Raw genomic sequence first — 22,452 nt, 5'->3', positions numbered from 1 at the left:
AACCGGGAGACTTGGGGCGCACACCGTACGGGTTGGAGGAGACCATGAGCCGCCCCACGCGACCTTCGCGTTTCTGGGAGTCATTCGCCGTAGCGGTGGTCAAGCCGCTGTCGTGGCTCCTGGTCAAGAAGGACTGGCGCAACGGCGAGCGACTCCCGCGCACCGGCGGCATCATCATCGCGGCCAACCACCTGTCCTGGAGCGATCCCGTCCTGCTGTCGCACTTCCTGTTCAACAACGGCCGCTGGCCGGTCATCCTGGCCAAGGCCGCGCTGTTCAAGGTGCCCTTCCTGGGCCGGGCGCTCAACGGCCTGCTGGCCATCCCGGTCGAGCGGGGCAGCAGCGAGGCGGCCAGGTCGCTCAGCTCGTCGGCCCAGCGGCTGCGCGACGGCGCGGCCATCCTGTTCTACCCCGAGGGCACCTGCACCCGCGATCCCGAGCTGTGGCCCATGGTGGGCAAGACCGGCGCCGCCCGGCTGGCGCTGGAGAGCGGCGCGCAGGTCATCCCCATCGCCCACTGGGGCGCCCACGAGCTGCTCCCGTACGGCGCCAAGAGGCCCAGGCTGTTCCCGCGCAAGACCTTCCACGTCACCGTCGGCCCGCCGGTCGACCTGTCCAAGTACGAGGGGCAGCCCCTGCGCGCCAGTGTGCTGCGCGAGGCGACCGCCGACATCATGGCGGCCATCACCGAGCAGCTGACCGAGCTGCGCGGCGAGAAGGCCCCGGAAACTCCCTACGATCCCGCCAGGCGGTGATGGCATGACAAAGGCAGCCGTTCTCGGCACGGGCTCGTGGGGCACCACGTTCGCCATGGTCCTCGCCGAGGCGGGCAACGAGGTCACGCTGTGGGGGCGCAGGCCGGAGCTGGTCGAGGCGATCGACAAGGACCACGCCAACCCCGACTACCTGCCCGGCGTGACGCTGCCCGAGGCGCTGCGCGCCACCACCGACCCCGTGCGCGCGCTCGACGGCGCCGACTTCGTGGTGCTGGCCGTGCCCTCGCAGATGTTGCGGCCCAACCTGACCGCCTGGCGCGAGCACATCCCGCCGAACGCGGTCCTGGTCAGCCTCATGAAGGGCGTCGAGCTGGGCACGACCAAGCGCATGAGCGAGGTGATCCGCGAGGTCGCCGAGGTGCCCGAGGAGCGGGTCGCGGTGGTGTCCGGGCCCAACCTGGCCAAGGAGATCGCCCACCGCCAGCCCGCCGCCACGGTCGTCGCCTGCACCGACGAGTCGGTCGCCGAACGCCTCCAGGCCGCCTGCCACCTGCCGCCGTGGTTCCGGCCGTACACCAACACCGACGTGGTCGGGGTCGAGCTGGGCGGCGCGGTGAAGAACGTGATCGCGCTGGCCGTGGGCGTCTCGGCGGGCATGGGCATGGGCGACAACGTCAGCGCCATGCTCATCACCAGGGGCCTGGCCGAGATCTCCCGCCTGGGCGCCGCGCTGGGCGCCGACCCCCACACCTTCGCCGGGCTGGCCGGCATGGGCGACCTGGTGGCCACCTGCACCTCGCCGCTGTCGCGCAACCGCACCTTCGGCGAGAACCTGGGCCGCGGCATGACCCTCGCCGAGGTCGTCGCCGCCACCAAGCAGACCGCCGAGGGCGTGAAGTCCTGCGAGTCCGTCCTTGAGCTGGCCAGGAAGCACGACGTCGAGATGCCGATCACCGAGGTGGTCGTCGGGGTCGTGCACGACGGCATGTCGCCGTCGGAGGCGGGCATGCTGCTCATGTCCCGCTCGCCCAAACCCGAACGGTACGGCCTGTGAATCCGGACGCCACCGCGCGCTCGACTCGCTGTCAGGGGGACACCCCGGTAGATTCGGACGTCATGAGCAAGCCACGCGTCGCCGTCGTTTTCGGAGGTCGCAATTCTGAGCATGCCGTGTCCCTCATGGGCGCGGGCAGCGTGCTGGATGTGATCGACAGGAGTAAGTACGAGGTGATCCCGGTCGGGATCGCCCAGGACGGCAGGTGGGTGCTCGCCGCGTCCGACCAGCGGTTCGCCATCGAGGCCGGGGAGCTGCCCGCGGTCGACACCTCCGGAGCCGCGCTCGCGCTGCCCAGCGGCGGCGCCGGGCTGGTGGCCTACGACCCCGGGAGCATCCCGGTCGAGCTCGGCACGGTCGACGTCGTCTTCCCCGTCATGCACGGCCCGTTCGCCGAGGACGGCACCATCCAGGGCCTGCTGGAGATGGCCGGCGTCCGCTACGTCGGCTCCGGCGTGCTGGCCAGCGCCGTCGGCATGGACAAGGCGCACATGAAGACCGTGATGGCCGCCGCCGGGCTGCCGATCGGCCGTTACGTCGTCGTCCGCGACCGCGACTGGCGGCTCAACCGCGAGTGCGTGCTGAAGGAGGCCGAGGAGCTCGGCTTCCCGGTGTTCGTCAAGCCCGCCAGGGCCGGCTCCTCGCAGGGCATCTCCAAGGCCCAGGACCGCGCCGAGCTGGAGGCGGCCGTCGAGTCCGCCCGGGTGCACGACCCCAAGGTGCTGATCGAGGCCGCGATCGAGGGTCGCGAGATCGAGTGCGCGGTGCTGGAGTCGCTCGGCGACGAGCCCGCCGCCGCGTCGATCCCGGGCGAGGTCAGGGTCGAGGGCGGCCAGGAGTTCTTCGACTTCGAGGCCAAGTACTACCCCGACCAGATGTCGCTCACCGTGCCCGCCGACATCCCGGCCGAGACCGCGGAGGAGCTGCGCGCGATGGCCGTACGGGCCTTCGAGGCGCTCGACTGCGAGGGTTTGTCCAGGGTCGACTTCTTCTACACGCCCGACGGCCGGCTGATCTTCAACGAGATCAACACGATGCCCGGGTTCACCTCGTTGTCGGTCGCGCCGCAGCTCTGGGCGGCCTCGGGGCTGTCGTACCCGCAGCTGGTCGACCGGCTGATCCAGCTCGCGCTGTCGCGCTCACCCGGCCTGCGTTGAGACGGCCCGCCCGATCGGCCCCGACAGCTCGGCCAGCACGTCGGACGCCGCGTGGTCGCCGCCGACCGTGACCTCCACGTACGTGGGCGCGGCCACCGCGGTGAACAGGGTGGGCTTGTCCGGATCGGCGAACCAGCCCACCCCGTCGATCTCCTGGAGCTGGTCGGTCGGCGCCATCCGGGCAGGCCGCGGCACACCGCAGCGCACCGCGATGGACGCCTCCCCCCAGACCGCCACGTACGGCGAGGCCGGCTCCGACGTGCCGCGCTCGGCGCCGTCGAGCGTCTTGGGCAGCAGGGACGCGAGCCTGTCACAGGCCGCCGCCGCCTCCCCCGAAGGCTTGGGCGGATCGACCTGTACCACGCCACCGCAGCCGGCGAGTGCCAGAAGAAGGAACAGAACGGCGGCGGCGCGCATGGAACCCAGTCCTCGAATGTGTCAGATATGAACGATCGGACACGTAAGAGTACGCGTGATCCCTTCCACCGCCTGAATCTGCGCCACGACCAGCTTGCCGAGCTCGTCGACGTTGCGCGCCTCAGCGCGGACGATCACGTCGTAAGGCCCCGTCACGTCTTCCGCCTGGGTGACCCCCGGAATTCCGGAGATCTCCTCGGCAACGGCGGCGGCCTTGCCGACCTCGGTCTGAATAAGGATGTAGGCCTGCACCATCACGTCCTCCCGGGCGATTGGATCACGCCGAAGGGCCACCGTACCCTGTGTGCGTCAGGAGGTGCGTCATCACAGTCGGAGATCTCGGCGAGTTCGGTGTCGTCAATCGTATTGCCGGACGCCTGCCCCAGGGAGAGGGGGTCATGCTCGGCCCGGGTGACGACGCCGCCATGGTCGCCGCGCCCGACGGGCGGGTGGTCGTCTCGACCGATCTGCTGGTCGAGCGCAGGCACTTCCGGCTCGACTGGTCCGGCGGGCGCGACGTGGGCCGCAAGGCCGCGGCCCAGAACCTGGCCGACATCGCCGCCATGGGGGCCGTCCCGACGTCCATCGTGGTCGGGCTCGGCATCCCCGCCGAGCTGCCGGTGGCCTGGCTGGACGCCCTGACCGACGGGTTCCGCGAGGAGTGCGCGGTGGTCGGCGCGAGCGTGGTCGGCGGCGACATCACCCGGTCCGACCTGGTGGTCATCGGGGTGACCGCGCTGGGCGACCTGCGCGGGCGGGCGCCGGTGACGCGGTCCGGGGCGCGGCCGGGGCACGTGGTGGCCGTGGCCGGGCGGCTGGGGTACGCCGCCGCGGGGCTGGCGCTGCTGGCCGCCGGGGTCGCCGCGGGTTCCGGCGTGCTGGCGGAGGCGGTGACCGCCCACCGGCGGCCCTGCCCGCCGTACGAGGAGGGGCCGCGGGCGGCCGCGCTGGGCGCGAGCGCCATGCTCGACGTCAGCGACGGCCTGGTGCAGGACATCGGGCACGTGGCGGCGGCCAGCGGCGTACGGGTCGAGCTCGATCCCGGGTCGTTCGCCGTGGGGGAGCCGGTGGCGGCGGCGGCCGAGGAACTGGGGCAGGATCCGCTCGAATGGGTGCTCACGGGTGGTGAGGATCACGCGCTCGCCGCGGTCTTCCCTCCTGACGTACGGCTGCCGCCGTCGTGGCAGGTCGTGGGCCGGGTGGTCGAGGGGGAGGGCGTCCTGGTGCACGGCCGCCAGGTGGGACAGGGCGGCTGGGATCACTTTCGGTGATGACTTGTCCCGATTTACGTGAAATTTTCCGGATTTAGGGTAGGACTAGCGGGATTGTTGTGACAAGGACGTAGTAAAGGTGTTATGAAGATTGGCGGCCACTGTAACCGCGAGAAAGGGCAGCCATGGGCCGCCACGGCACCGGTGGATCCGACGATGGGGATGAACGGGGGAACGGCAGCGCTTTCTGGGGTCCCGACGACCCGGCCGAGGCGCCGGGCTGGCCGGCGTTGCCGGACCAGGTCGAGGTGACGGGGCAGTGGGCCCGGATGCCGCGCCGCGAGGACGGCCCGCCGCAGCGCAGCGGCCGGCAGCCCGAGCCGTTCGAGACCACGGGTGCCTTCGCCGTGCCCGCCGACGCCGCCCCAGGGTTCCCGCCGCCCGACGCCCCCTCCGGCCCCTTTCCGCCGCCGAACGGCCCCCAGTTCTCCGGGTCGCCCTACCCCGATCCGAACGGGGCCGGGCCGTTCGAGGTGACGGGCGCGTTCGCCCGCCCGGCCGACTGGGACGCCGTCGGCCCCTCTTCCCAGCCCGACGCCACGTCCGCCTTCGGGCCGCCGCCGAGCTTCGACGCCTCCGGCCGCACCCCGGGCCCCTTCGACGCCCCCCGGCGGAACACCGGCCCGTTCGACGCCCAGGAGCCGGGCGGCACGGCCAGGTTCGACATGCCTGGACCCGGTGGCACCGCCAGGTTCGACGTGCCTGAGCCCGGAAGCACCGCCAGGTTCGACGTGCCCGGCGGGTCCGACACCGCCTTCCACGCCAGGCTGCCGGAGCCCGGTGACGTGAAGGTGGCCGGGGAGCCGACCGCCGCGCACACTCCCGCCTGGGCGGAGGCCGAGACCGGTTTCCTGCGTTCGGGCTGGTCCTCCGACCAGGACCTCGACGACCTGGACGAGTCCGGCGAGTCCCGTGGCCGTCGCCGCGGCGGCCGGCGCAAGTCGTCCAGGGGCGGCGGCGGTGGCGACGACGACGGCCTGAACCCGCCTGCCGGCGGCGGCAGCGGCAAGGGCAGGGGCCGCATGGCGCTGCTGTCGGTCGCCGCCGTGGCCGTCGTGCTCGGCGGGACGGTCGCCGGGGTGAAGCTCATGAGCTCCTCGGATGACCCCGGCAAGTGCGCGGGCGCGAGCTGCGCCGCCGTCCACACCAGCACCAGCCCCTCGACCGACGTGGTCGCCGACCCCAGCACGGAGGAGGAAGAGCCCTCCGAGGAGCCGACGGAGGACGAGGAGACGAGCACCCCCTCCGACACCCCGACGACCACCGCCCCCACGGTCGGCAACCGCGTCCCGCGCCGCAGCACGGCCCCCACCCCCACGCCCACCAGGACGCGGACGAAGGCCTCGGCCAAGCCGACGCGGCAGCCGGAGCCGCCGGCCGAGGAGACGATCTCCGAGGCCCCGACCGACGACGGCACGTCCCTGGGCAACTCCGACACCGGCGTCGTCCCCACGGTGGGCAGCAGCCCCGCGCCCGCGACCACCTCGACGTCCGGGTACGGAGGCAGCGGCGGCTCGGTCAACGTGCGGCAGACGGTCAAGCAGCGGCTCACGTCGTACTCGGCCACGCTGCGCGTCACCAACCAGTCGCCGGCACCGCTGGCGAACGCCACCTTCTCCCTCCCGGTCGAGGGCCGCGTGATGGACGTGAACGGCGGTTCCTGGACCCAGGACGGCGACCTGCTGATCATCGACCTGTCGGGCTCGCTGGCCGCCGGGGACTCGGTGAGCGTCACGTACTCGGCGACGGGGAAGGCGCAGGAGCCGGGCGCGTGCGGGCTGGTCGGCGGGGAGTGCACGATCGGCTGAGTGCCTGTTCGGTGCCGGTCGAGTGGTTGGATGGGGTTCATGACGACCCCTCCACGTGTGCTGACCGTCGCGGGCTCCGATTCCGGAGGCGGCGCGGGCATCCAGGCCGACCTGAAGACCATGATGGCGATGGGCGTGCACGGCATGAGCGTGATCGCCGCCGTCACGGCCCAGAACTCGCTGGGCGTCCAGGGCTACTGGGAGCTGCCGCCCGAGGCCGTGCGCGCGCAGCTCGACTCCGTGCTGGGCGACATCGGGGCGCAGGCCGTCAAGACCGGCATGCTGGCCTCGCCGGTGCTGGTGGAGACGGTGGCCGAGGTGCTGGGGGCCTATGACGCGCCGGTGGTGGTCGATCCCGTCGGGGTGTCCAAGCACGGCGACTCGCTGCTCGCGCCCGAGGCCGTCGACACGCTCAGGACGCGCCTGCTGCCCGTGGCCACGGTCGTGACGCCGAACCTGTGGGAGGTGGAGCAGCTCACCTCCGTCAAGGTCGAGGACGAGGGAGACCTGCGCCGGGCCGCCGACGCCGTGCTCGCGCTGGGCCCGTCCTGGGCCCTCATCAAGGGCGGCCATCTGCCCGGCGCCCCCGTCGACCTCCTGACCGACGGCACGACCGAGCACCGCTTCGCCGCCGAACGCCTCGACAACCGGCACACCCACGGCACGGGATGCACCCTGGCCTCGGCCCTGGCGTCCCGGCTCGCGCTCGGCGACGACGTCCCGACGGCGGTGGGGAGGGCCAAGGAGTACGTGACGGGCGCGATCGCCCGCGGCTTCCCCCTGGGCTCCGGCATCGGCCCGGTGGACCACGCCTGGCGCTGGCGCTGACCCCTGAGCCCGTCCCATAGCGGGGGGCGGGCCAGAAGGCGGGCACGACGAAAGCCCGCCGCTCCAGTGATCAGGAGCGGCGGGCTTCGCGAAAGACGAGAACTAGCGGGTGACCTTGCCCGCCTTGATGCACGAGGTGCACACGTTCAGCTTCTTCGGCGTGCCGCCGACGACCGCGCGGACCGTCTGGATGTTGGGGTTCCAACGACGACGGGTACGGCGGTGCGAGTGGGACACGTTGTTGCCGAAGGTCGGCCCCTTGCGGCAGACATCGCAGACGGAAGCCACGGTATCGCTCCTTAAAACAGTCGATGTAGCCCTGTCCGCTGATGCTTTCCGGGCGGAGGGCATGCCGGGACAACCGGCCAGCCAGACGAGAATATCTGATCCACACCATTGGACGCGAACCAGAGCACTGGACGGTGGCCGGTGCGGGGATATTCTCCTCCAACAAGGTAGCGCATGCGGGGAGGTCGAAGGAGCGCAGATGAAGGCCCTCGACCCGCCCGCGGTGCGCCGCTGGGCCCGCCTGGCCGCCGACGCCCTCGGCCGGGCGAGACCGGAGATCGACGCGCTCAACGTGTTCCCCGTGGCCGACGGCGACACCGGCACGAACCTGCATCTGACCATGCTGTCGGCGGCCGAGGCCGTCGAGTCCCTGCCCGACGACGTCGACGCGGCCGTGGTGTGGCAGACGCTCGCCTACGGTGCGCTGGTCGGGGCGCACGGCAACTCGGGGGTCATCGTCAGCCAGGCGCTGCGCGGGCTGGCCGAGGTGCTCAAGGACGGCTGCGACCTGCGCGCCGGCCTGCTCAGGGCGGCCACGCTCGCCAGGGAGGCCGTGGCCAGGCCGGTCGAGGGCACGGTACTGACCGTGCTGGAGTCGGCAGCCCGGGCCGCCCGGGACGCCGACGGCGACGCGGGCGAGGTGGCGCGGCAGGCGGCGCGGGAGGCGCGGGCCGCGGTGCGCCGCACGCCGGGGCAGCTCGACGTGCTGGCCCGCAGCGGGGTCGTGGACGCGGGCGGCGCGGGGGCGGCGATCGTGCTGGAGACCCTGGCCGCCGTGCTCACCGACTCCTACAGCGACCACTACGACGTGCCGGCGCCGACCGGGCGGGTCACGCCGATGACCGAGGTGGGCGCCGGCTACGAGGTGATGTACCTGCTGGACGCCGACGAGCGCGCGGTGGCCGCGCTGCGCGACGAGCTCGACGCCATGGGCGAGTCGCTGGTCGTGGTGGGCGGCGAGGGCCTGTGGAACGTGCACGTGCACGTGGCCGACGCGGGGGCGGCCGTGGAGGCGGGGCTGCGGGCGGGGCGTCCGCACCGGGTCAGGATCACGTACCTGGCCGAGCGCACGCACCGGGGCAGGGCGGGCAGGGGCGTGGTGGCGGTGGCGGCCGGTGACGGGATCGCGGCGCTGTTCGAGGAGAGCGGCGCGGTCGTGGTGCGCCGCGCGCCCGGCACCCGCCCCGCGCTGCCGGAGCTGCTGGCCGCGATCAGGCAGGCGGGCGCCGAGGTGGCCGTGCTGCCGAACGACGAGGGCGTCCTCGCGGTCGCCGTCGCGGCGGCGGAGATCGCCCGCGAGGACGGCGTGGCCGTCAGCGTCCTGCCGACCAGGGCGACCGTGCAGGGGTTGTCGGCGCTGGCCGTGCACGACCCGCTGCGCCGGTTCGACGACGACGTGGTGGCCATGACGGACGCCGCCGGCCACACCAGGTACGGACATCTGGCGGTGGCGGACAGGGAGGCGTTCACCAGCGCGGGCGTGTGCCGGCCGGGCGACGTGCTGGGCCTGATCGACGGGGACGTGGCGGTGATCGGCGGCGACCTGGAGCACGTGGCGAGGCTGATCATCGACCGGATGGTGGCCGGCGGCGGCGAGCTGGTGACCCTGGTCACCGGCTCTGACCTGCCGGAACGGCTGGCCGTCCGGCTGGAGGACCACCTGCGGCGCACGCGGCCGGACGTCGACCTGGTCGTCTACGACGGCGAGCAGGGCGGCTACCCGCTGCTGATCGGCGTCGAGTAGCGGCGCGGACTCTCTCCGCGAGCGACTCCCAGGCCCGGCGCGGCCCCCTCCGCGGGCGACTCCCGGGCCCGGTGCGGGATTCCTGTCGGCCGCAGGCGGTAGAACTGGATCCCGTGAGCCGTTTCGACGAGCCCCTGACCAAAGCGCTCGACCCGAAGACCGCCAAGCTGCTGCACAGCGTGCTCGGCCTGGAGACGGTCGGCGACCTGCTGCGCCACTACCCGCGCCGCTACGCCGAGCGCGGCGAGCTGACCTCGCTCGACGCGCTGGAGGTCGACGAGCACGTCACCGTGGTCGGCGAGGTGACCAGGCTGATGCGCAAGCCCATGCGCAACCGCGGCGGCACGTGGCTGGAGGCCGAGGTCGTCGACGGCAACGGCAACCGCATCTACCTGGCGTTCTTCGGCAAGGGCTCGCACGTGGCCGAGTCGCGGCTCAAGCCGGGCCGGCGCGGCATGTTCGCCGGCAAGGTGGGGTTGTTCGGGGCGCGCTCCAAGCCGCGCTGGCAGCTCTCGCACCCCGAGTTCGAGCTGTTCGAGGAGGAGGCCGAGGCGAGCGCCGAGGAGTTCGCGTCCGCGCCGGTGCCGATCTACCCGGCGGGCAAGGACGTCACGCCGTGGGCGATCCGCCGGGCGGTCGGCGTGGTGCTCGACACGCTGGGCCCGCTCGACGACCCGCTGCCCGCCGAGCTGCGGGCCAGGCACGGCCTCCAGCCGCTCGCCGAGGCGCTGGTGGCCATCCACCGGCCGAAAGACCTCGCCGAGGTGGGCCGGGCGCGCAAGAGGCTGAAGTTCGACGAGGCGTTCGTGCTGCAGGCGGTGCTGCTCCAGCGCCGCCAGGCGGCCACGGCGTGGCCGGCCAGGCCGCGTCCGAGGCGTTCCGACGGCATGCTGGCCGACTTCGACGGGCGGCTGCCGTTCTCGCTCACCGAGGGGCAGGCGCAGGTGGGGGAGGAGATCGCGGCCGACCTGGCGCTGGAGCACCCGATGCACCGGCTGCTGCAGGGCGAGGTGGGCGCGGGCAAGACGGTCGTGGCGCTGCGCGCGATGCTCCAGGTGGTCGACGCCGGCGGCCAGGCCGCGCTGCTGGCCCCCACGGAGGTGCTGGCCCAGCAGCACCACCGCTCGATCACGAACATGCTGGGCGAGCTGGCCCAGGGCGGCATGTTCGGCGGCACGGCGGTCACGCTGCTGACGGGCTCGATGGGCGCGGCGGCGCGGCGTGCGGCGCTGCTCGACGCGGCCTCGGGCACGGCGGGCATCGTGGTCGGCACGCACGCCCTGCTCCAGGAGCACGTGCAGTTCGCCGACCTGGGGCTGGTGGTGGTCGACGAGCAACACCGCTTCGGCGTGGAGCAGCGTGACGCGTTGCGCGAGAAGGCGGGCGGGGGCCGTCCGCACGTGCTGGTGATGACCGCGACCCCGATCCCGCGCACGGTCGCCATGACGGTCTTCGGCGACCTTGAGGTCTCGACGCTGTCGCAGCTCCCGTCGGGGCGCGCGCCCATCACCACGCACGTCGTGCCGGCCGCCGAGAAGCCCCACTATCTCGAACGCACCTGGCAGCGGGTGCGCGAGGAGGTGGAGCTGGGCAGGCAGGCGTACATCGTGTGCCCGCGGATCGGCGACCTGGAGGGCGACGAGGGCGACCTGGCGGCGGCGGGGGGCGACGACGACCGGCGTCCGCCGCTGGCCGTGCTGGAGGTCGCCGAGCTGCTCACCCAGGGCCCGTTCCAGGACCTGCGGGTCGGCACCCTGCACGGCAAGCTCCCGCCGGAGGAGAAGGACGCGATCATGCGCTCCTTCACCAAGGGCGAGCTCGACGTGCTGATCGCCACCACCGTCATCGAGGTGGGCGTCGACGTGCCCAACTCCTCGGTGATGATCATCATGGACGCCGACCGCTTCGGCGTCTCCCAGCTCCACCAGCTGCGCGGGCGGGTGGGCCGGGGCGGCCTGCCCGGCCTGTGCCTGCTGGTCTCCGACTTCCCCGAGGGCACCCCGGCCCGCGCCCGCCTCGACGCGGTGGCCGCCACGCTCGACGGCTTCGAGCTGTCCCGCGTCGACCTGGAGCAGCGCCGCGAGGGCGACGTCCTGGGGGCGGCCCAGTCGGGCAAGCGCAGCTCGCTGAAGCTCCTCCAACTGCTGCGCGACGAGGACGTCATCAGCGCGGCGAGGGACGAGGCGGCGGCCCTGCTGGCGGCCGACCCGGACCTCGCGGCCCATGAGGGCCTGCGCGCCGAGATAGCGCGCCTGCTGGAGGACGAGAAGGCCGAGTACCTGGAGAAGACGTGAGGGGCCCGGAGAACCACGGAGCCGGTCAACGAAGGCTCGCGTGACGGCGGCGAGCCGGTGAAGGGTCAGAGGGCGTTACATGGAGGGCCGTCAGCCGAAGTACGGCGAGTGGGAAAACCACGCGAAGCCGTAAAAGATGAAGATCTTAGATGCCCAGCCGCGGGGACGGCCTCCCCCCGAATGCCGTCCCCGGCTGGGCCCACCCTCGGGTCAGGTGCCGAGGGAACCGGCGTGCGGAAGGGCTCACGATCACGCCGGTCGGCCTTCATGTGGGTCACCTTGAAGGCCGCAGACTCATCATGCGGGCCGATCCGGCCGATGTGAATCACCCTTGCGCAGTCGAGGCCGACACTTGTCCACTCTTGACCTGGGCGAACATGCAGAACAATGGGCCTTATGACTCGGATCATCGCGGGGAGCGCGGGTGGGCGGCGGTTGGCCGTGCCGCCGGGGCGGGGCACGAGGCCGACCAGCGACAGGGCCAGGGAAGGCATCTTCTTGACCCTCGACTCCCTGTACGGCCTGCGCGAGGCCCGCGTGCTCGACCTGTACGCCGGTTCGGGCGCCGTGGGCCTGGAGTCGCTGTCCAGGGGCGCGGCCCACGCGCTGCTCGTCGAGTCCGACGCCAAGGCGATTCGGACGATCAGGGCCAACATCCAGTCTCTCGGCCTGGAAGGCGCCGAGCTGGTGGCCGACAAGGTCGAGCGGGTCCTGGCCAAACGGCCGGAGGAGCCGTACGACATCGTCTTCGCCGATCCGCCGTACGCGCTGGGTGACGGCGAGGTCACGCGGGTCCTGGAGCTGCTGCGCGACAACGGCTGGCTGATGGACGAGGGGCTGGTGGCATTCGAGCGGGAAACGAGGGGAAAGTCCTTGATGTGGCCGGAAGGTTATGTTGAGGAGAGGGTCCGTAGATACGGCGAAGCATCCGTTTGGTACGGTCGCGCCGCCGGGAACCCGTAGACCTGGGAGGCGTCTTGCGCCGCGTTGTCTGCCCGGGGTCGTTCGACCCCATCACCAATGGCCACCTCGACATCATCGGCCGGTCGGCCCGCCTGTACGACGAGGTGGTCGTGGCGGTCCTCATCAACATCGAGAAGAGCAGCCTGTTCACGGTCGACGAACGGATCGAGATCCTTCAGACCGTGACGAAGGAGTACCCCAACGTCAAGGTGCAGAAGTTCCACGGCCTGCTGGTGGACTTCTGCAAGCACAACGACATCCCCGCCATCGTCAAGGGCATCAGGGTCGTCAGCGACTTCGACTACGAGCTGCAGATGGCCCAGCTCAACTACCGTCTCTCGGGCGTCGAGACGCTCTTCATGCCCACCAATCCCGAGTACTCCTTCCTGTCCTCCAGCCGGGTCAAGGAGATCGCGCGGTATGGTGGCGACGTGTCCGGCCTGGTCCCTGACCTGGTGCACAAGCTGCTCATCGAGCGTCTCAGGGGCTGACCGCGACCTGGTATCCTTTCATTTCGGCCTTGTACGACGGCGAGCGTCTTCGCCATGCCTAGCGAGAGCAGGATGACTCAGCACCTCGACCCCCGCTCCCCTTGGGTGCTCTCCACTCATGATCTGGGGAAGCGACCGGGCACGATGCGGCAGATGACCCTGTCCCTTCCGGCACCGGCTAACCTCGGCGTCGACATGATCGGTGTCCCCAAAGACGCCGAAGTCGAGCTGGACCTCCGGCTCGAAGCAGTGATGGAAGGCGTGCTCGTCTCGGGCACGGCGCACGCCCCGCTCGCCGGGGAGTGCGCGCGGTGCCTTGACCCGATCACCTCGGACATCGAGGTCGATCTGCAGGAGCTGTTCTTCTACTCCGACGAGGACGCCTCGGAGGACGACTCGCTGCTCGACGGAGAGCTGCTCGACCTCGAGCCGACGTTCCGTGACGCGGTGGTGCTCGCACTGCCGCTGAGCCCCGTGTGCCGCGAGGACTGCGAGGGGCTCTGCACGGAGTGCGGGATCAAGCTGGCCGAGGCCGGCGACGATCACCGGCACGAGAAGATCGATGCCCGCTGGGCGTCGTTGCAAGGTCTGGTTTCCGAGAACGATAACGATCAGGAGAAGTGACGTGGCCGTCCCGAAGCGAAAGATGTCGCGGAGCAACACCCGCGCCCGTCGCTCCCAGTGGAAGACGACTGCTGTCGCCCTGGTGAGCTGCCCGCAGTGCCGTTCGCCCAAGCAGCCGCACATCGCGTGCCCCACCTGCGGCACCTACAACCGTCGTCAGGTCATCGAGCCGTCCGCCTGATCACACTGACAGCAGGCCCGCCCGTCATGTTCGGGGCGGGTTTCCACCGTCAGCAGTTGACGTGATGCCGACCGGGTGCCATTGTGCCTCGGTCGGCGTTAACGTCTGTAGATGCGTACGGCGGCGGTTCGCCCGCGGCCGTGGTGGACGCCGGGGCTACCCGTTACCCCGACGCCCACCACGTTTTCGGGCATCTTCCGCGGCCGCCTTGTGAAGATGTCCGAGGAGGAAACACGTGGGCGCAGGTCCTAAGCCGGTGGCCGTGGAGGTCGCCAGGGAAGAGCTGCAGCGGGTCCTGGTCGTCGGCCTCGACCCCGACATCCTCGAGCGGGCGCTGACGCACCGCTCCTACGCGTACGAGAACGGCGGCCTGCCCACCAACGAGCGCCTGGAGTTCCTCGGCGACTCGGTGCTGGGTCTCGTGGTCACCGACACCCTCTACCGCAACCACCCCGACCTGCCCGAGGGGCAGCTCGCCAAGCTGCGCGCCGCCGTGGTCAACATGCGCGCGCTGGCCGACGTCGCCCGCAACCTGGGCCTCGGCCGGTTCCTGCGGCTCGGCAGGGGCGAGGAGGGCACCGGCGGGCGCGACAAGTCCTCGATCCTGGCCGACACGCTTGAGGCGCTGATCGGCGCGATCTACGTGGACAAGGGCCTCGACGAGGCGTTCCGGGTCGTCCACCTGCTGTTCGACCCGCTGATCGTGCGCTCGGCGTCGCTGGGCGCGGGGCTCGACTGGAAGACGTCCCTGCAGGAGCTCACCGCCTCCGAGGCGCTCGGCGTGCCCGAGTACCACGTCGAGGAGAGCGGCCCCGACCACGCCAAGTCGTTCACGGCCATGGTGCGCGTGGGCGGCGAGTCCTACGGCTCGGGCAACGGGCGCAGCAAGAAGGAGGCCGAGCAGCAGGCGGCCGAGGCGGCCTGGACGCGCATCCGGGCCCGCCGCGAGCAGCGCGAGAGCCAGCCCGCGAGCTGACCCCGGCACACGGGAAGTCCCGGCCGGCGTCCGGCGTTGTGACTGCGGATCCGTCCCCGCCACGGCATGCCCGGCGGCCGGGGAAGTCGAGAGGACGGTGGGTGCACGGTGCCTGAGCTGCCAGAGGTCGAGGTCGTCAGGCGCGGCCTGGCGCAATGGGTCGTCGGCCGCGAGATCGCCGCCGCGGAGGTGCTCCACCCGCGCGCGATCAGGCGGCACGTCCCCGGGGCCGACGAGTTCACCGCCCGCCTGAAGGGCCGTACGGTGTTGTCGGCCGAGCGTCGCGGCAAATACCTGTGGCTGCCCCTGTCGGGCGGCGAGGAGGCCCTGCTGGCCCATCTGGGCATGAGCGGCCAGCTGCTCGTCGTCGATCCGCAGACGCCGCCGGAGAAGCATCTGCGCGTCCGCCTCCGCTTCGAGGACGGCGGCCCCGACCTGCGCTTCGTCGACCAGCGCACGTTCGGCCACGTCATGCTGACCCCGCTCGTCGGCGGCGTGCCCGCGCCGATCGCGCACATCGCGCCCGACCCGTTCGAGGCGTCGTTCGACGAGGCGGACTTCACCCGCCGGCTCAGAGCCAGGCGCACCGAGATCAAGCGGGCGCTGCTGGACCAGTCGCTGATCAGCGGCGTCGGCAACATCTACGCCGACGAGGCGTTGTGGATCGCCCGGCTCCACTGGGCGCGTCCCACCGAGACGCTCACCCGTCCGAAGATCGCCGAGCTGCTGGCCGCCGTGCGCACGGTGATGGGCGCCGCCCTCCAGCAGGGCGGCACCTCCTTCGACAGCCTCTACGTCAACGTCAACGGCGAGAGCGGCTACTTCGACCGGTCGCTGGAGGTCTACGGCCGCCGCGACCTGCCGTGCTCGCGCTGCGGCACGCCCATCAGGCGGGAGGCGTTCATGAACCGGTCGTCGTACTCCTGCCCCAAATGCCAGCGAAAGCCGCGGTGAGCAGCGCCAGCGCGGCGCCCAGCCACATCACCGACGAGATCGACACGCCGTCCACCACCCGGCCGCCGACGAACGAGCCGAGCGCGATCGAGACGTTGAACGCCCCCACGAACAGCGCGGTGCCCAGCTCGCCCCCGCCCGAGCGCATGATCCACAGCTGCAGCGCCACGCCGACGCCGCCGTAACCGAGGCCCCACACGACGAGCATGACCAGGGGCAGCCCGACCAGCGCCAGCGCCGCCGTGGAGGCGGCGATGAGCAGGGCCAGGACGATCAGCACCGGCTTGGGGTCACGGGCCGCCCTGGCGCCCGCGACGAAGTTGCCGACGACGCCGGCCGCGCCGTACACCAGCAGGGCGACGCTGACCAGGCCGGGACCGGCGTCCGCGACCTGCTCAAGGAACGGCCGGACGTAGGTGTAGGCCGCGAAGTGCCCGGTGATGATCAGCACGGTCGCCGCCAGCACGACCCGCAGCGCCCCCGGCAGCGGCGCGCGGGAGCCGCCCGAGGCGGCCTCGCCCGGCATCGGCGGCAGCACGGCGGCCAGCAGCCCGAGCAGCACGAGCGCCAGCCCGCCCATGACGGCGAACGACGTGCGCCACCCCGCCGCCGAGGCGATGAGCGTGCCCGCCGGGACGCCGAGCACCGAGGCCACCGACACGCCGCCGAGGATCACCGACGTGGCCCTGCCCACCGAGCGTTCGGGCACCAGCCGCAGGCCCAGCCCGGCCGCGAAGGCCCAGAACCCGCCGATGCTGATCCCGGTCAGCACCCGCGCGCCCAGCATGACGGGGAAGCTCGTCGCGAACGCCGCCGCCAGGTTGGCCACCGCGAGCAACGCCATCAGGCCGAGCAAGGGGACGCGCCGGTCCAGCCGCCGGGTGGCCAGCGCCAGCACGGGGGCCGAGACGGCCGCGACCAGCCCCGGCAGCGACACCATCAGCCCGGCGGTGCCGTCGGACACGCCCAAGCTTGAGGCGATCGAGGTCAACAGGCCGACGGGCAACATCTCGCTGGTCACGATCGTGAAGGTGCCCACCGCGACCGCGAGGACGGCGAGCCAGCGGGCCCGCGCGACAGTGGAGGTCTCAAGAGTCGTCATGCCGTTCAGCCTCGTCATCGGCCGGGGACGGAACAATGACGAAGCTCGAAGCCTTGCTTTAGGCAGGCTAAGTGATCGGGTCCGGGGAGTGGCATGGAGTTCAGGGAACTGGAGTGCTTCGTCGTGCTGAGCGAGGAGCTGCACTTCGCGCGTACGGCCGAGCGCCTGTATCTGTCGCCCGGCCGGGTGAGCCAGCTCATCGGGTCGCTGGAGACCCGGATCGGCGGCCGCCTGTTCGACCGCACCAGCAGGCGGGTGGGCCTGACGCCGCTCGGCAGGCGCTTCCTGGCCGACCTGCGGCCCGCCTACGACGGCATGGCGGCGGCCGTGTCGCGGGCGACGGCCTCGGCGCGGGAGGTGGCGGGCCTGCTGCGGGTGGGGTTCCTGGCCACGCCGACGGAGATCGTCACCGGCAGCGTGGCGGCGTTCGAGCGGCGGTATCCCGGCTGCATGGTCGAGCTGGTCGAGGTGCCGCTCTCCGACCCGTTCAGCAAGCTGCGCGAGGGGCGGGTGGATCTGACGTTCACGCTGCTCCCGCTGGAGGAGCCCGACCTGGAGGGCGGCGCCGAGCTGAACCACTGCCCGGTCGAGCTGGGGCTGTCGGTACGCCATCCGCTGGCCGGCCGCGCCGGCGTCGACGCCGAGGAGCTGGCCTCGGTCGCCCTGTTCGGCCTCGACGACCCCGCGCCGCGCCGCTGGCAGGAGCACATCGCCCCCACCCTCACTCCTTCCGGGCGGCCGATCGCGCGGGCCGGCTCGGTGGCCACCACCCAGGAGGGCCTGACGCAGGTCGCGCTGAACCGCGGCGGCATGCTCTTCTGCAAGCCGAGCGCCGACCACCATCGCCGTCCTGACATCGCGTTCGTGCCGGTCGACGGCCTGCCTCCGTCGATCCTGGGCCTGGCCTGGCTGCGCGCCGGACGTACGGCCTCGATCCTCGCCTTCAACGAGTTGGCCATGGAAGTCGTACGGCGGCATGAGACGGTGGCGGCATGACGGATACGAAGAGTAATGGCGACAAAGGTTTGGAAAACGTCCGAGTAACCGCCTGGGTGCGGGGGAGGGTCCAGGGGGTGGGCTTCCGGTGGTGGACGCGCGCGAGGGCGCTGGAGCTCGGCCTGACCGGCTGGGCGCGGAACACCGACGACGGCCGGGTCGAGGTCGTCGCCGAGGGTCCGCGGGAGGCGTGCGTCAAGCTGTTGGAGCTGCTCAAAGGTTGCGACACGCCGGGAAGGGTCGATGGAGTAGTGGAACGATGGAGTGAACCCCGAGGTAGTTTGGGCGGTTTTGTAGAGCGGTAGTCGCTTTTGCTAAACGGCCCAAATAGGGTATAGTTGTATGTCGGGAGTGCCTATCAGTAGGGCGTTGCGGTTGGATCGACTTGACCGCCCACACTGCCGGTGCGACTCTTGTTAAGTACCACGCGCACCCCTCCCGCGGAATAGAAGTGCGCGAACCAGTCTGGTCACTCAGCGTGGAGGACCCTTTACCATGGCGAAGGCTCTACTCGGCCACGTCGGCGGTCCTGACCCTCGGATGGTCTCGGAGATGCGCCGCTTGCAGCAGCGTATCCGGGATCTGGAGGCAGAACTCATCCGACTTCAGGCCACGAATGACGCTCTTGCGGCGCAAACCCGCGACGAAGCGCTCAGTCGCTTGCAGGAGCGCGAGCCGGCACTCACCTGAGAGTGATCGGAGCGCAAGACCCAGGGACGTCTCGAAGAGGCGTCCCTTGTTATTTTCCCTGGTGAAAAAGCGCTGGTCATCGACATGCCCACGAGTGGCGGCCGGGACCAGTAGGCTTTTCCGAAGCCCGTTCAGCCGAGGCCGGGGAGGAGGGTCGGCGTTTGTACCTGAAGACCCTCACCCTGCGCGGCTTCAAGTCCTTCGCCTCCGCGACCGCCCTGCGCCTCGAGCCCGGCATCACGTGCGTCGTCGGCCCCAACGGCTCGGGCAAGTCCAACGTCGTCGACGCCCTGGCCTGGGTCATGGGCGAGCACAGCGCCAAGTCGCTGCGCGGCGGCAAGATGGAGGACGTCATCTTCGCCGGCACCTCCTCCAGGCCGCCCCTGGGCCGGGCCGAGGTGACGCTGACCATCGACAACTCCGACGGCGCGCTGCCGATCGACTACACCGAGGTCACGATCAGCCGGCTGATGTTCCGGTCGGGGCAGAGCGAATACGCCATCAACGGCGACACCTGCCGCCTGCTCGACATCCAGGAGCTGCTGTCCGACTCGGGCATCGGCCGCGAGATGCACGTCATCGTCGGCCAGGGCCAGCTCGACGCCGTGCTGCACGCCGGGCCCGAAGACCGCCGGGCCTTCATCGAAGAGGCCGCGGGCGTGCTCAAGCACCGCAAGCGCAAGGAAAAGGCGCTGCGCAAGCTCGACTCCATGCAGGCCAACCTCACCCGGGTGCAGGACCTCGCCACCGAGCTGCGCCGCCAGCTCAAGCCGCTCGGCCGCCAGGCGGAGATCGCCCGCAAGGCCGCCGTCATCCAGGCCGACCTGCGCGACGCCCGGCTGCGGCTGCTCGCCGACGACCTGTGCATCCTGCGCGCCACGCTCGAACGCGAGGCCGCCGACGAGGCCGCCGTCACCGCCAGGCGCAACCAGGTCGAGGCCGAGCTGGCCGAGGGCCAGCAGCGCGAAGCCGCCCTGGAGGCCGCCGAGGCCGAGACCCAGCCCCGGCTGAGCGCCGCCCAGGAGACCTTCTTCAGGCTCTCCTCCCTGCGCGAGCGCATCACCGGCCTGGAACAGCTGGCCGCCGAACGCCACCGTCACGCCCTCGACGCCGCCGCCATCGAACGCCGCGGCCGCGACCCCGAAGACCTCGAACGCGAGGCGGGCGAGGCGCGCGAGCAGGAGCACATCCTGCGGGCCGAGCTCGAACACGCCCAGGAGCTGCTGGCGGAGTCCGTCGAGCGGCGGGCCGCGGCCGAGGCCGAGCTGGGCGCGGAGGAGCGGCGCCTGGCGATGGCCGCCCGTGCCGCCGCCGACCGCCGCGAGGGCCTGGCCAGGCTGCGCGGCCAGGTCGACTCCGTGCGCAGCAGGGCACGCGCGGCCGAGGAGGAGATCGGGCGGCTGGAGAAGGCCGTGGCCGACGCCGCCGAGCGCGAACGGCAGGCCCTGGCCGACCTGGAGAACGAGCGGGCCGAGGAGCCGGCGGCCGACCCGGCGCTCGCCGAGGAGCTGGCCACCGCGCAGGCCGTGGTCGAGGAGGCCAGGGCCGCCGCCGACGTGGCCCGCGTGGCCGCCGACGAGGCCAAGGCCGGGCTCGGCGCGCCGCGGGCCGCCGTCCAGGCCGCCAAGGCGGGGGTCACCACGGCCCGCGCCGCCGACCAGGAGGCCCAGCGCTCGGTGGCCGCGCTGCGGGCCCGCCGCGACGCCCTGGAGCTGGGCCTGGCCAAGGGCGACGGCGGCGCCGCGCTGCTCGACGCCGACCTGGCCGGGGTGCTGGGCCCGCTGGCCGCCTCGATGCAGGTCACGCCGGGCGCGGAGCTGGCCGTCGCCGCCGTGCTCGGCCCGGTCGCCGAGTCCGTCGCGGTCAAGACGCTCGACACCGCCGTCGAAGCGCTCGGCCTGCTGCGCAGCACCGACGCGGGGCAGGTCACGCTGCTGGTGGCCGAGACCGGAGTTTCGGACACCGCGCACCACTCCCAGGTTGCGCGATCCCGGCCCGCCCCGCCGGACGGCGGGCGGTGGGCCGCCGATCTGGTCACCGTGCCCGACGAGCTGCGGCCGGCGCTCGACCACGTGCTGTCGAAGGTCGTCGTGGTCGCCGACCTCGAAGCGGCCCGCGAGCTGGTGGGGCGGCGTCCCGAGCTGCGCGTGGTGACCGAGGGCGGCGACGTGCTCGGGGCCCATCTGGCCGGTGGCGGGTCGGCCGGCGGCACCTCCGTCCTGCAGGTGCGGGCGGCGCTCGACGAGGCCGTGCACGACCTGCGGGTGGCCGAGGCCACGGCGGAGGCGACGGCCGAGGCGCTCGACCAGGCGATCGAGGCCGAGCAGGCGGCCCAGACGGCCGTCGAGGCGGCCCAGGCGCACGTCAACGAGGCCCAGAGCGCGGTGACGGCGGCCCAGGCCGGGGTGAGCGCCGCGCAGGGCGTCCTCGACCAGGTCAGGGCCCGCCAGCGGGAGGCCGACCAGCGCAACGCCGCGGCGGCCAGGCGGCTGGCCCAGCTGGAGGCCGCCGCGCACGCCGCGCACGCCGAGGCCGAACGCCTGGCCCGCAGCGTCACCGCGGCCCAGGACTCCCGCACCGAGGGGCTGGAGGAGCTGGCCGAGCTGGAGATCCGGCTGGCCGAGGCCGAATACGCCCAGGAGCTGGAGACCGAGCCCACCACCGACCTGCGCGACGACCTGGCCGCCACGTGCGAGACGGCCCGGCAGCGCGAGATGGACACCCGGCTGCAGGTGCGCACCGCCGAGGAGCGCGTCAAGGGCATCGAGGGCCGCGCCGACGGCCTGCTGCGGGCCGCCCAGCGCGAGCGCCAGGAACGCGCCCAGGCCGCCGCTCAGCGGGCCAGGCGCAGGCGGCAGGCCGTGCTGGCCGAGGCGGTCAGCAAGGGCGCCAGGCAGGTGCTCGGGGCGCTCGCCTCGTCGATCCAGCTGGCCTCCCGCGAGCGCGACGACGCCGACCTCGCCCGCGTCGCCGTCGACGCCGAGCTGAAGCAGGTCCGCGTGCGCGTGCGCGAGCTGGGCCAGGAGCTCGACAAGCTGGTCAACCGGGTCCACGGGAGCGAGGTGGCCCGCACCGAGCAGCGCCTGCGGCTGGAGCAGCTCCAGGAGCGGGCGATGGAGGAGTTCGGCGTCGAGGTCGAGGCGCTGGTCTCCGAGTACGGCCCCGACGCGCCCGTCCCGGGCGACCCGTCGGTCCCGTACGTCCGGGAGGAGCAGGAGAAGCGGGCCAGGGCCGCCGAGCGGCAGATGACCCAGCTCGGCAAGGTCAACCCGCTGGCGCTGGAGGAGTTCGCCGCGCTGGAGGAGCGCCACGCCTTCCTGACCTCGCAGCTGGAAGACCTCAAGAAGACCCGGCGCGACCTGCTGACCGTGGTCAAGGAGGTCGACGACCGCGTCGAGCAGATGTTCGCCTCGGCCTACGAGGACGTCGCCCGCGAGTTCGAGCAGATCTTCACCCGGGTCTTCCCCGGCGGCGACGGGCGGCTCGTGCTCACCGACCCCACCGACATGCTCACCACGGGCATCGAGGTCGAGGCCAGGCCGCCGGGCAAGAAGGTCAAGCGGCTGTCCCTGCTGTCGGGCGGCGAGCGCTCGCTGACCGCGGTGGCGTTCCTGATCTCCATCTTCAAGGCGCGGCCCTCGCCCTTCTACGTGATGGACGAGGTCGAGGCCGCCCTCGACGACACCAACACCCAGCGGCTGCTGACCCTGTTCGAGGAGTTGCGGCAAAGTTCCCAGCTCATCGTCATCACCCACAACAAGCGCACGATGGAGATCGCCGACGCCCTCTACGGCGTGTCGATGCGCGGCGACGGCGTGACGCAGGTGGTCAGCCAGCGCCTGCGGGAGCGCGAATCCGCCTGATCCGGCCTGTCATCATCCGTGTGCCTTGGGCATGA

At 72.1% G+C, this 22,452-nt stretch carries 22 protein-coding genes; 18 read left to right on the top strand and 4 right to left on the bottom strand.

The window, feature by feature from the left end; translation table 11 throughout:
- Nucleotides 1–44 precede the first annotated feature (44 nt).
- From AB0J46_RS12985 to AB0J46_RS12975, 3 genes are all read left to right on the top strand, one after another.
- Nucleotides 45–755, top strand: coding sequence for a lysophospholipid acyltransferase family protein (locus AB0J46_RS12985; RefSeq protein WP_364330381.1), 711 nt, complete (start codon nt 45–47; stop codon nt 753–755).
- Between the two features lie 4 nt (nt 756–759).
- Nucleotides 760–1,770, top strand: coding sequence for an NAD(P)H-dependent glycerol-3-phosphate dehydrogenase (locus tag AB0J46_RS12980; protein ID WP_352352158.1), 1,011 nt, complete (start codon nt 760–762; stop codon nt 1,768–1,770).
- A gap of 62 nt (nt 1,771–1,832) precedes the next feature.
- Nucleotides 1,833–2,927 (top strand): D-alanine--D-alanine ligase family protein, encoded by a 1,095-nt coding sequence (locus tag AB0J46_RS12975; RefSeq protein ID WP_364330378.1) that lies wholly within the window; start codon nt 1,833–1,835, stop codon nt 2,925–2,927.
- Here the strand turns inward: AB0J46_RS12975 and AB0J46_RS12970 are convergent.
- Together AB0J46_RS12970 and AB0J46_RS12965 are read right to left on the bottom strand one after the other, a co-directional pair.
- Nucleotides 2,910–3,344 carry a DUF3515 domain-containing protein gene (locus AB0J46_RS12970; protein WP_364330375.1) on the bottom strand — a complete coding sequence of 145 codons (435 nt, stop codon included), beginning with the start codon at nt 3,342–3,344 and terminating at the stop codon, nt 2,910–2,912. The genes AB0J46_RS12975 and AB0J46_RS12970 overlap by 18 nt on opposite strands.
- A 21-nt stretch (nt 3,345–3,365) precedes the next feature.
- A complete protein-coding gene (locus tag AB0J46_RS12965; protein ID WP_125637145.1) occupies nt 3,366–3,599 on the bottom strand; it encodes an Lrp/AsnC ligand binding domain-containing protein in 234 nt (77 codons plus the stop codon).
- 47 nt (nt 3,600–3,646) lie between these two features.
- On the opposite strand from AB0J46_RS12965, the gene AB0J46_RS12960 reads away from it, so the two are divergent.
- The 3 genes from AB0J46_RS12960 to thiD all read left to right on the top strand — a co-directional run bounded on the left by AB0J46_RS12960 (nt 3,647) and on the right by thiD (nt 7,251).
- Complete coding sequence (locus AB0J46_RS12960) at nt 3,647–4,615, top strand: thiamine-phosphate kinase (protein WP_364330372.1); 969 nt, start codon at nt 3,647–3,649, stop codon at nt 4,613–4,615.
- A gap of 125 nt (nt 4,616–4,740) precedes the next feature.
- On the top strand, nt 4,741–6,423 hold the full coding sequence (locus AB0J46_RS12955; protein ID WP_364330369.1) for a hypothetical protein: 1,683 nt from the start codon (nt 4,741–4,743) through the stop codon (nt 6,421–6,423).
- Between the two features lie 30 nt (nt 6,424–6,453).
- Nucleotides 6,454–7,251, top strand: a complete 798-nt coding sequence (gene thiD, locus AB0J46_RS12950; RefSeq protein WP_364330366.1) for a bifunctional hydroxymethylpyrimidine kinase/phosphomethylpyrimidine kinase — start codon at nt 6,454–6,456, stop codon at nt 7,249–7,251.
- 102 nt (nt 7,252–7,353) lie between these two features.
- On the opposite strand, the gene rpmB is transcribed toward thiD, so the two are convergent.
- Nucleotides 7,354–7,539: a 50S ribosomal protein L28 gene (gene rpmB / locus AB0J46_RS12945; protein WP_043618345.1), complete on the bottom strand. Its 186-nt coding sequence runs from the start codon at nt 7,537–7,539 to the stop codon at nt 7,354–7,356.
- 199 nt (nt 7,540–7,738) lie between these two features.
- On the opposite strand from rpmB, the gene AB0J46_RS12940 reads away from it, so the two are divergent.
- The 8 genes from AB0J46_RS12940 to mutM all read left to right on the top strand — a co-directional run bounded on the left by AB0J46_RS12940 (nt 7,739) and on the right by mutM (nt 15,766).
- Nucleotides 7,739–9,283: a DAK2 domain-containing protein gene (locus AB0J46_RS12940; protein WP_364330363.1), complete on the top strand. Its 1,545-nt coding sequence runs from the start codon at nt 7,739–7,741 to the stop codon at nt 9,281–9,283.
- A 113-nt stretch (nt 9,284–9,396) separates the two neighbouring features.
- A complete protein-coding gene (gene recG / locus AB0J46_RS12935) occupies nt 9,397–11,577 on the top strand; it encodes an ATP-dependent DNA helicase RecG (RefSeq protein ID WP_364330360.1) in 2,181 nt (726 codons plus the stop codon).
- A gap of 396 nt (nt 11,578–11,973) precedes the next feature.
- Nucleotides 11,974–12,540: a 16S rRNA (guanine(966)-N(2))-methyltransferase RsmD gene (gene rsmD / locus AB0J46_RS12930; protein WP_364330357.1), complete on the top strand. Its 567-nt coding sequence runs from the start codon at nt 11,974–11,976 to the stop codon at nt 12,538–12,540.
- 14 nt (nt 12,541–12,554) lie between these two features.
- Nucleotides 12,555–13,031, top strand: coding sequence for a pantetheine-phosphate adenylyltransferase (gene coaD, locus AB0J46_RS12925; protein WP_352324821.1), 477 nt, complete (start codon nt 12,555–12,557; stop codon nt 13,029–13,031).
- A 72-nt stretch (nt 13,032–13,103) separates the two neighbouring features.
- Nucleotides 13,104–13,655: a YceD family protein gene (locus AB0J46_RS12920; protein ID WP_358288500.1), complete on the top strand. Its 552-nt coding sequence runs from the start codon at nt 13,104–13,106 to the stop codon at nt 13,653–13,655.
- Between the two features lies 1 nt (nt 13,656).
- Nucleotides 13,657–13,836, top strand: coding sequence for a 50S ribosomal protein L32 (gene rpmF, locus AB0J46_RS12915; protein ID WP_033409409.1), 180 nt, complete (start codon nt 13,657–13,659; stop codon nt 13,834–13,836).
- A gap of 256 nt (nt 13,837–14,092) precedes the next feature.
- Entirely contained in the window at nt 14,093–14,812 is a 720-nt protein-coding gene (gene rnc / locus AB0J46_RS12910; RefSeq protein ID WP_364330949.1) for a ribonuclease III, read from the top strand.
- Between the two features lie 108 nt (nt 14,813–14,920).
- Nucleotides 14,921–15,766, top strand: coding sequence for a bifunctional DNA-formamidopyrimidine glycosylase/DNA-(apurinic or apyrimidinic site) lyase (mutM, locus tag AB0J46_RS12905; RefSeq protein ID WP_364330353.1), 846 nt, complete (start codon nt 14,921–14,923; stop codon nt 15,764–15,766).
- On the opposite strand, the gene AB0J46_RS12900 is transcribed toward mutM, so the two are convergent.
- Nucleotides 15,714–16,868 (bottom strand): MFS transporter, encoded by a 1,155-nt coding sequence (locus AB0J46_RS12900; protein WP_364330350.1) that lies wholly within the window; start codon nt 16,866–16,868, stop codon nt 15,714–15,716. The genes mutM and AB0J46_RS12900 overlap by 53 nt on opposite strands.
- 93 nt (nt 16,869–16,961) lie before the next feature.
- Between AB0J46_RS12900 and AB0J46_RS12895 the strand changes: the two genes are divergently transcribed.
- The 4 genes from AB0J46_RS12895 to smc all read left to right on the top strand — a co-directional run bounded on the left by AB0J46_RS12895 (nt 16,962) and on the right by smc (nt 22,417).
- Complete coding sequence (locus tag AB0J46_RS12895; protein ID WP_364330347.1) at nt 16,962–17,864, top strand: LysR family transcriptional regulator; 903 nt, start codon at nt 16,962–16,964, stop codon at nt 17,862–17,864.
- Between the two features lie 29 nt (nt 17,865–17,893).
- On the top strand, nt 17,894–18,169 hold the full coding sequence (locus tag AB0J46_RS12890; protein WP_364330946.1) for an acylphosphatase: 276 nt from the start codon (nt 17,894–17,896) through the stop codon (nt 18,167–18,169).
- A gap of 190 nt (nt 18,170–18,359) precedes the next feature.
- Nucleotides 18,360–18,554 (top strand): hypothetical protein, encoded by a 195-nt coding sequence (locus tag AB0J46_RS12885; protein WP_026214481.1) that lies wholly within the window; start codon nt 18,360–18,362, stop codon nt 18,552–18,554.
- A gap of 161 nt (nt 18,555–18,715) precedes the next feature.
- The gene (gene smc, locus AB0J46_RS12880; protein ID WP_364330344.1) at nt 18,716–22,417 is read left to right on the top strand and encodes a chromosome segregation protein SMC; all 3,702 of its coding nucleotides are present in this window, start codon (nt 18,716–18,718) and stop codon (nt 22,415–22,417) included.
- Nucleotides 22,418–22,452 lie beyond the last annotated feature (35 nt).

This window comes from Nonomuraea sp. NPDC049758 (assembly GCF_040674635.1).
GTDB lineage: Bacteria > Actinomycetota > Actinomycetes > Streptosporangiales > Streptosporangiaceae > Nonomuraea.
This window is presented reverse-complemented; position numbering and strand designations above follow the sequence as displayed.

Excerpts from the sequence above, each read along its gene's own strand:
- AB0J46_RS12985 (WP_364330381.1), top strand. The coding sequence starts at position 45 with ATGAGCCGCCCCACGCGACCTTCGCGTTTCTGGGAGTCATTCGCCGTA.
- AB0J46_RS12980 (WP_352352158.1), top strand. The coding sequence starts at position 760 with ATGACAAAGGCAGCCGTTCTCGGCACGGGCTCGTGGGGCACCACGTTC.
- AB0J46_RS12975 (WP_364330378.1), top strand. The coding sequence starts at position 1,833 with ATGAGCAAGCCACGCGTCGCCGTCGTTTTCGGAGGTCGCAATTCTGAG.
- AB0J46_RS12970 (WP_364330375.1), bottom strand. The coding sequence starts at position 3,344 with ATGCGCGCCGCCGCCGTTCTGTTCCTTCTTCTGGCACTCGCCGGCTGC.
- AB0J46_RS12965 (WP_125637145.1), bottom strand. The coding sequence starts at position 3,599 with ATGGTGCAGGCCTACATCCTTATTCAGACCGAGGTCGGCAAGGCCGCC.
- AB0J46_RS12955 (WP_364330369.1), top strand. The coding sequence starts at position 4,741 with ATGGGCCGCCACGGCACCGGTGGATCCGACGATGGGGATGAACGGGGG.
- thiD (WP_364330366.1), top strand. The coding sequence starts at position 6,454 with ATGGGGTTCATGACGACCCCTCCACGTGTGCTGACCGTCGCGGGCTCC.
- AB0J46_RS12940 (WP_364330363.1), top strand. The coding sequence starts at position 7,739 with ATGAAGGCCCTCGACCCGCCCGCGGTGCGCCGCTGGGCCCGCCTGGCC.
- rsmD (WP_364330357.1), top strand. The coding sequence starts at position 11,974 with ATGACTCGGATCATCGCGGGGAGCGCGGGTGGGCGGCGGTTGGCCGTG.
- AB0J46_RS12920 (WP_358288500.1), top strand. The coding sequence starts at position 13,104 with ATGACTCAGCACCTCGACCCCCGCTCCCCTTGGGTGCTCTCCACTCAT.
- AB0J46_RS12900 (WP_364330350.1), bottom strand. The coding sequence starts at position 16,868 with ATGACGACTCTTGAGACCTCCACTGTCGCGCGGGCCCGCTGGCTCGCC.
- AB0J46_RS12895 (WP_364330347.1), top strand. The coding sequence starts at position 16,962 with ATGGAGTTCAGGGAACTGGAGTGCTTCGTCGTGCTGAGCGAGGAGCTG.
- AB0J46_RS12885 (WP_026214481.1), top strand. The coding sequence starts at position 18,360 with ATGGCGAAGGCTCTACTCGGCCACGTCGGCGGTCCTGACCCTCGGATG.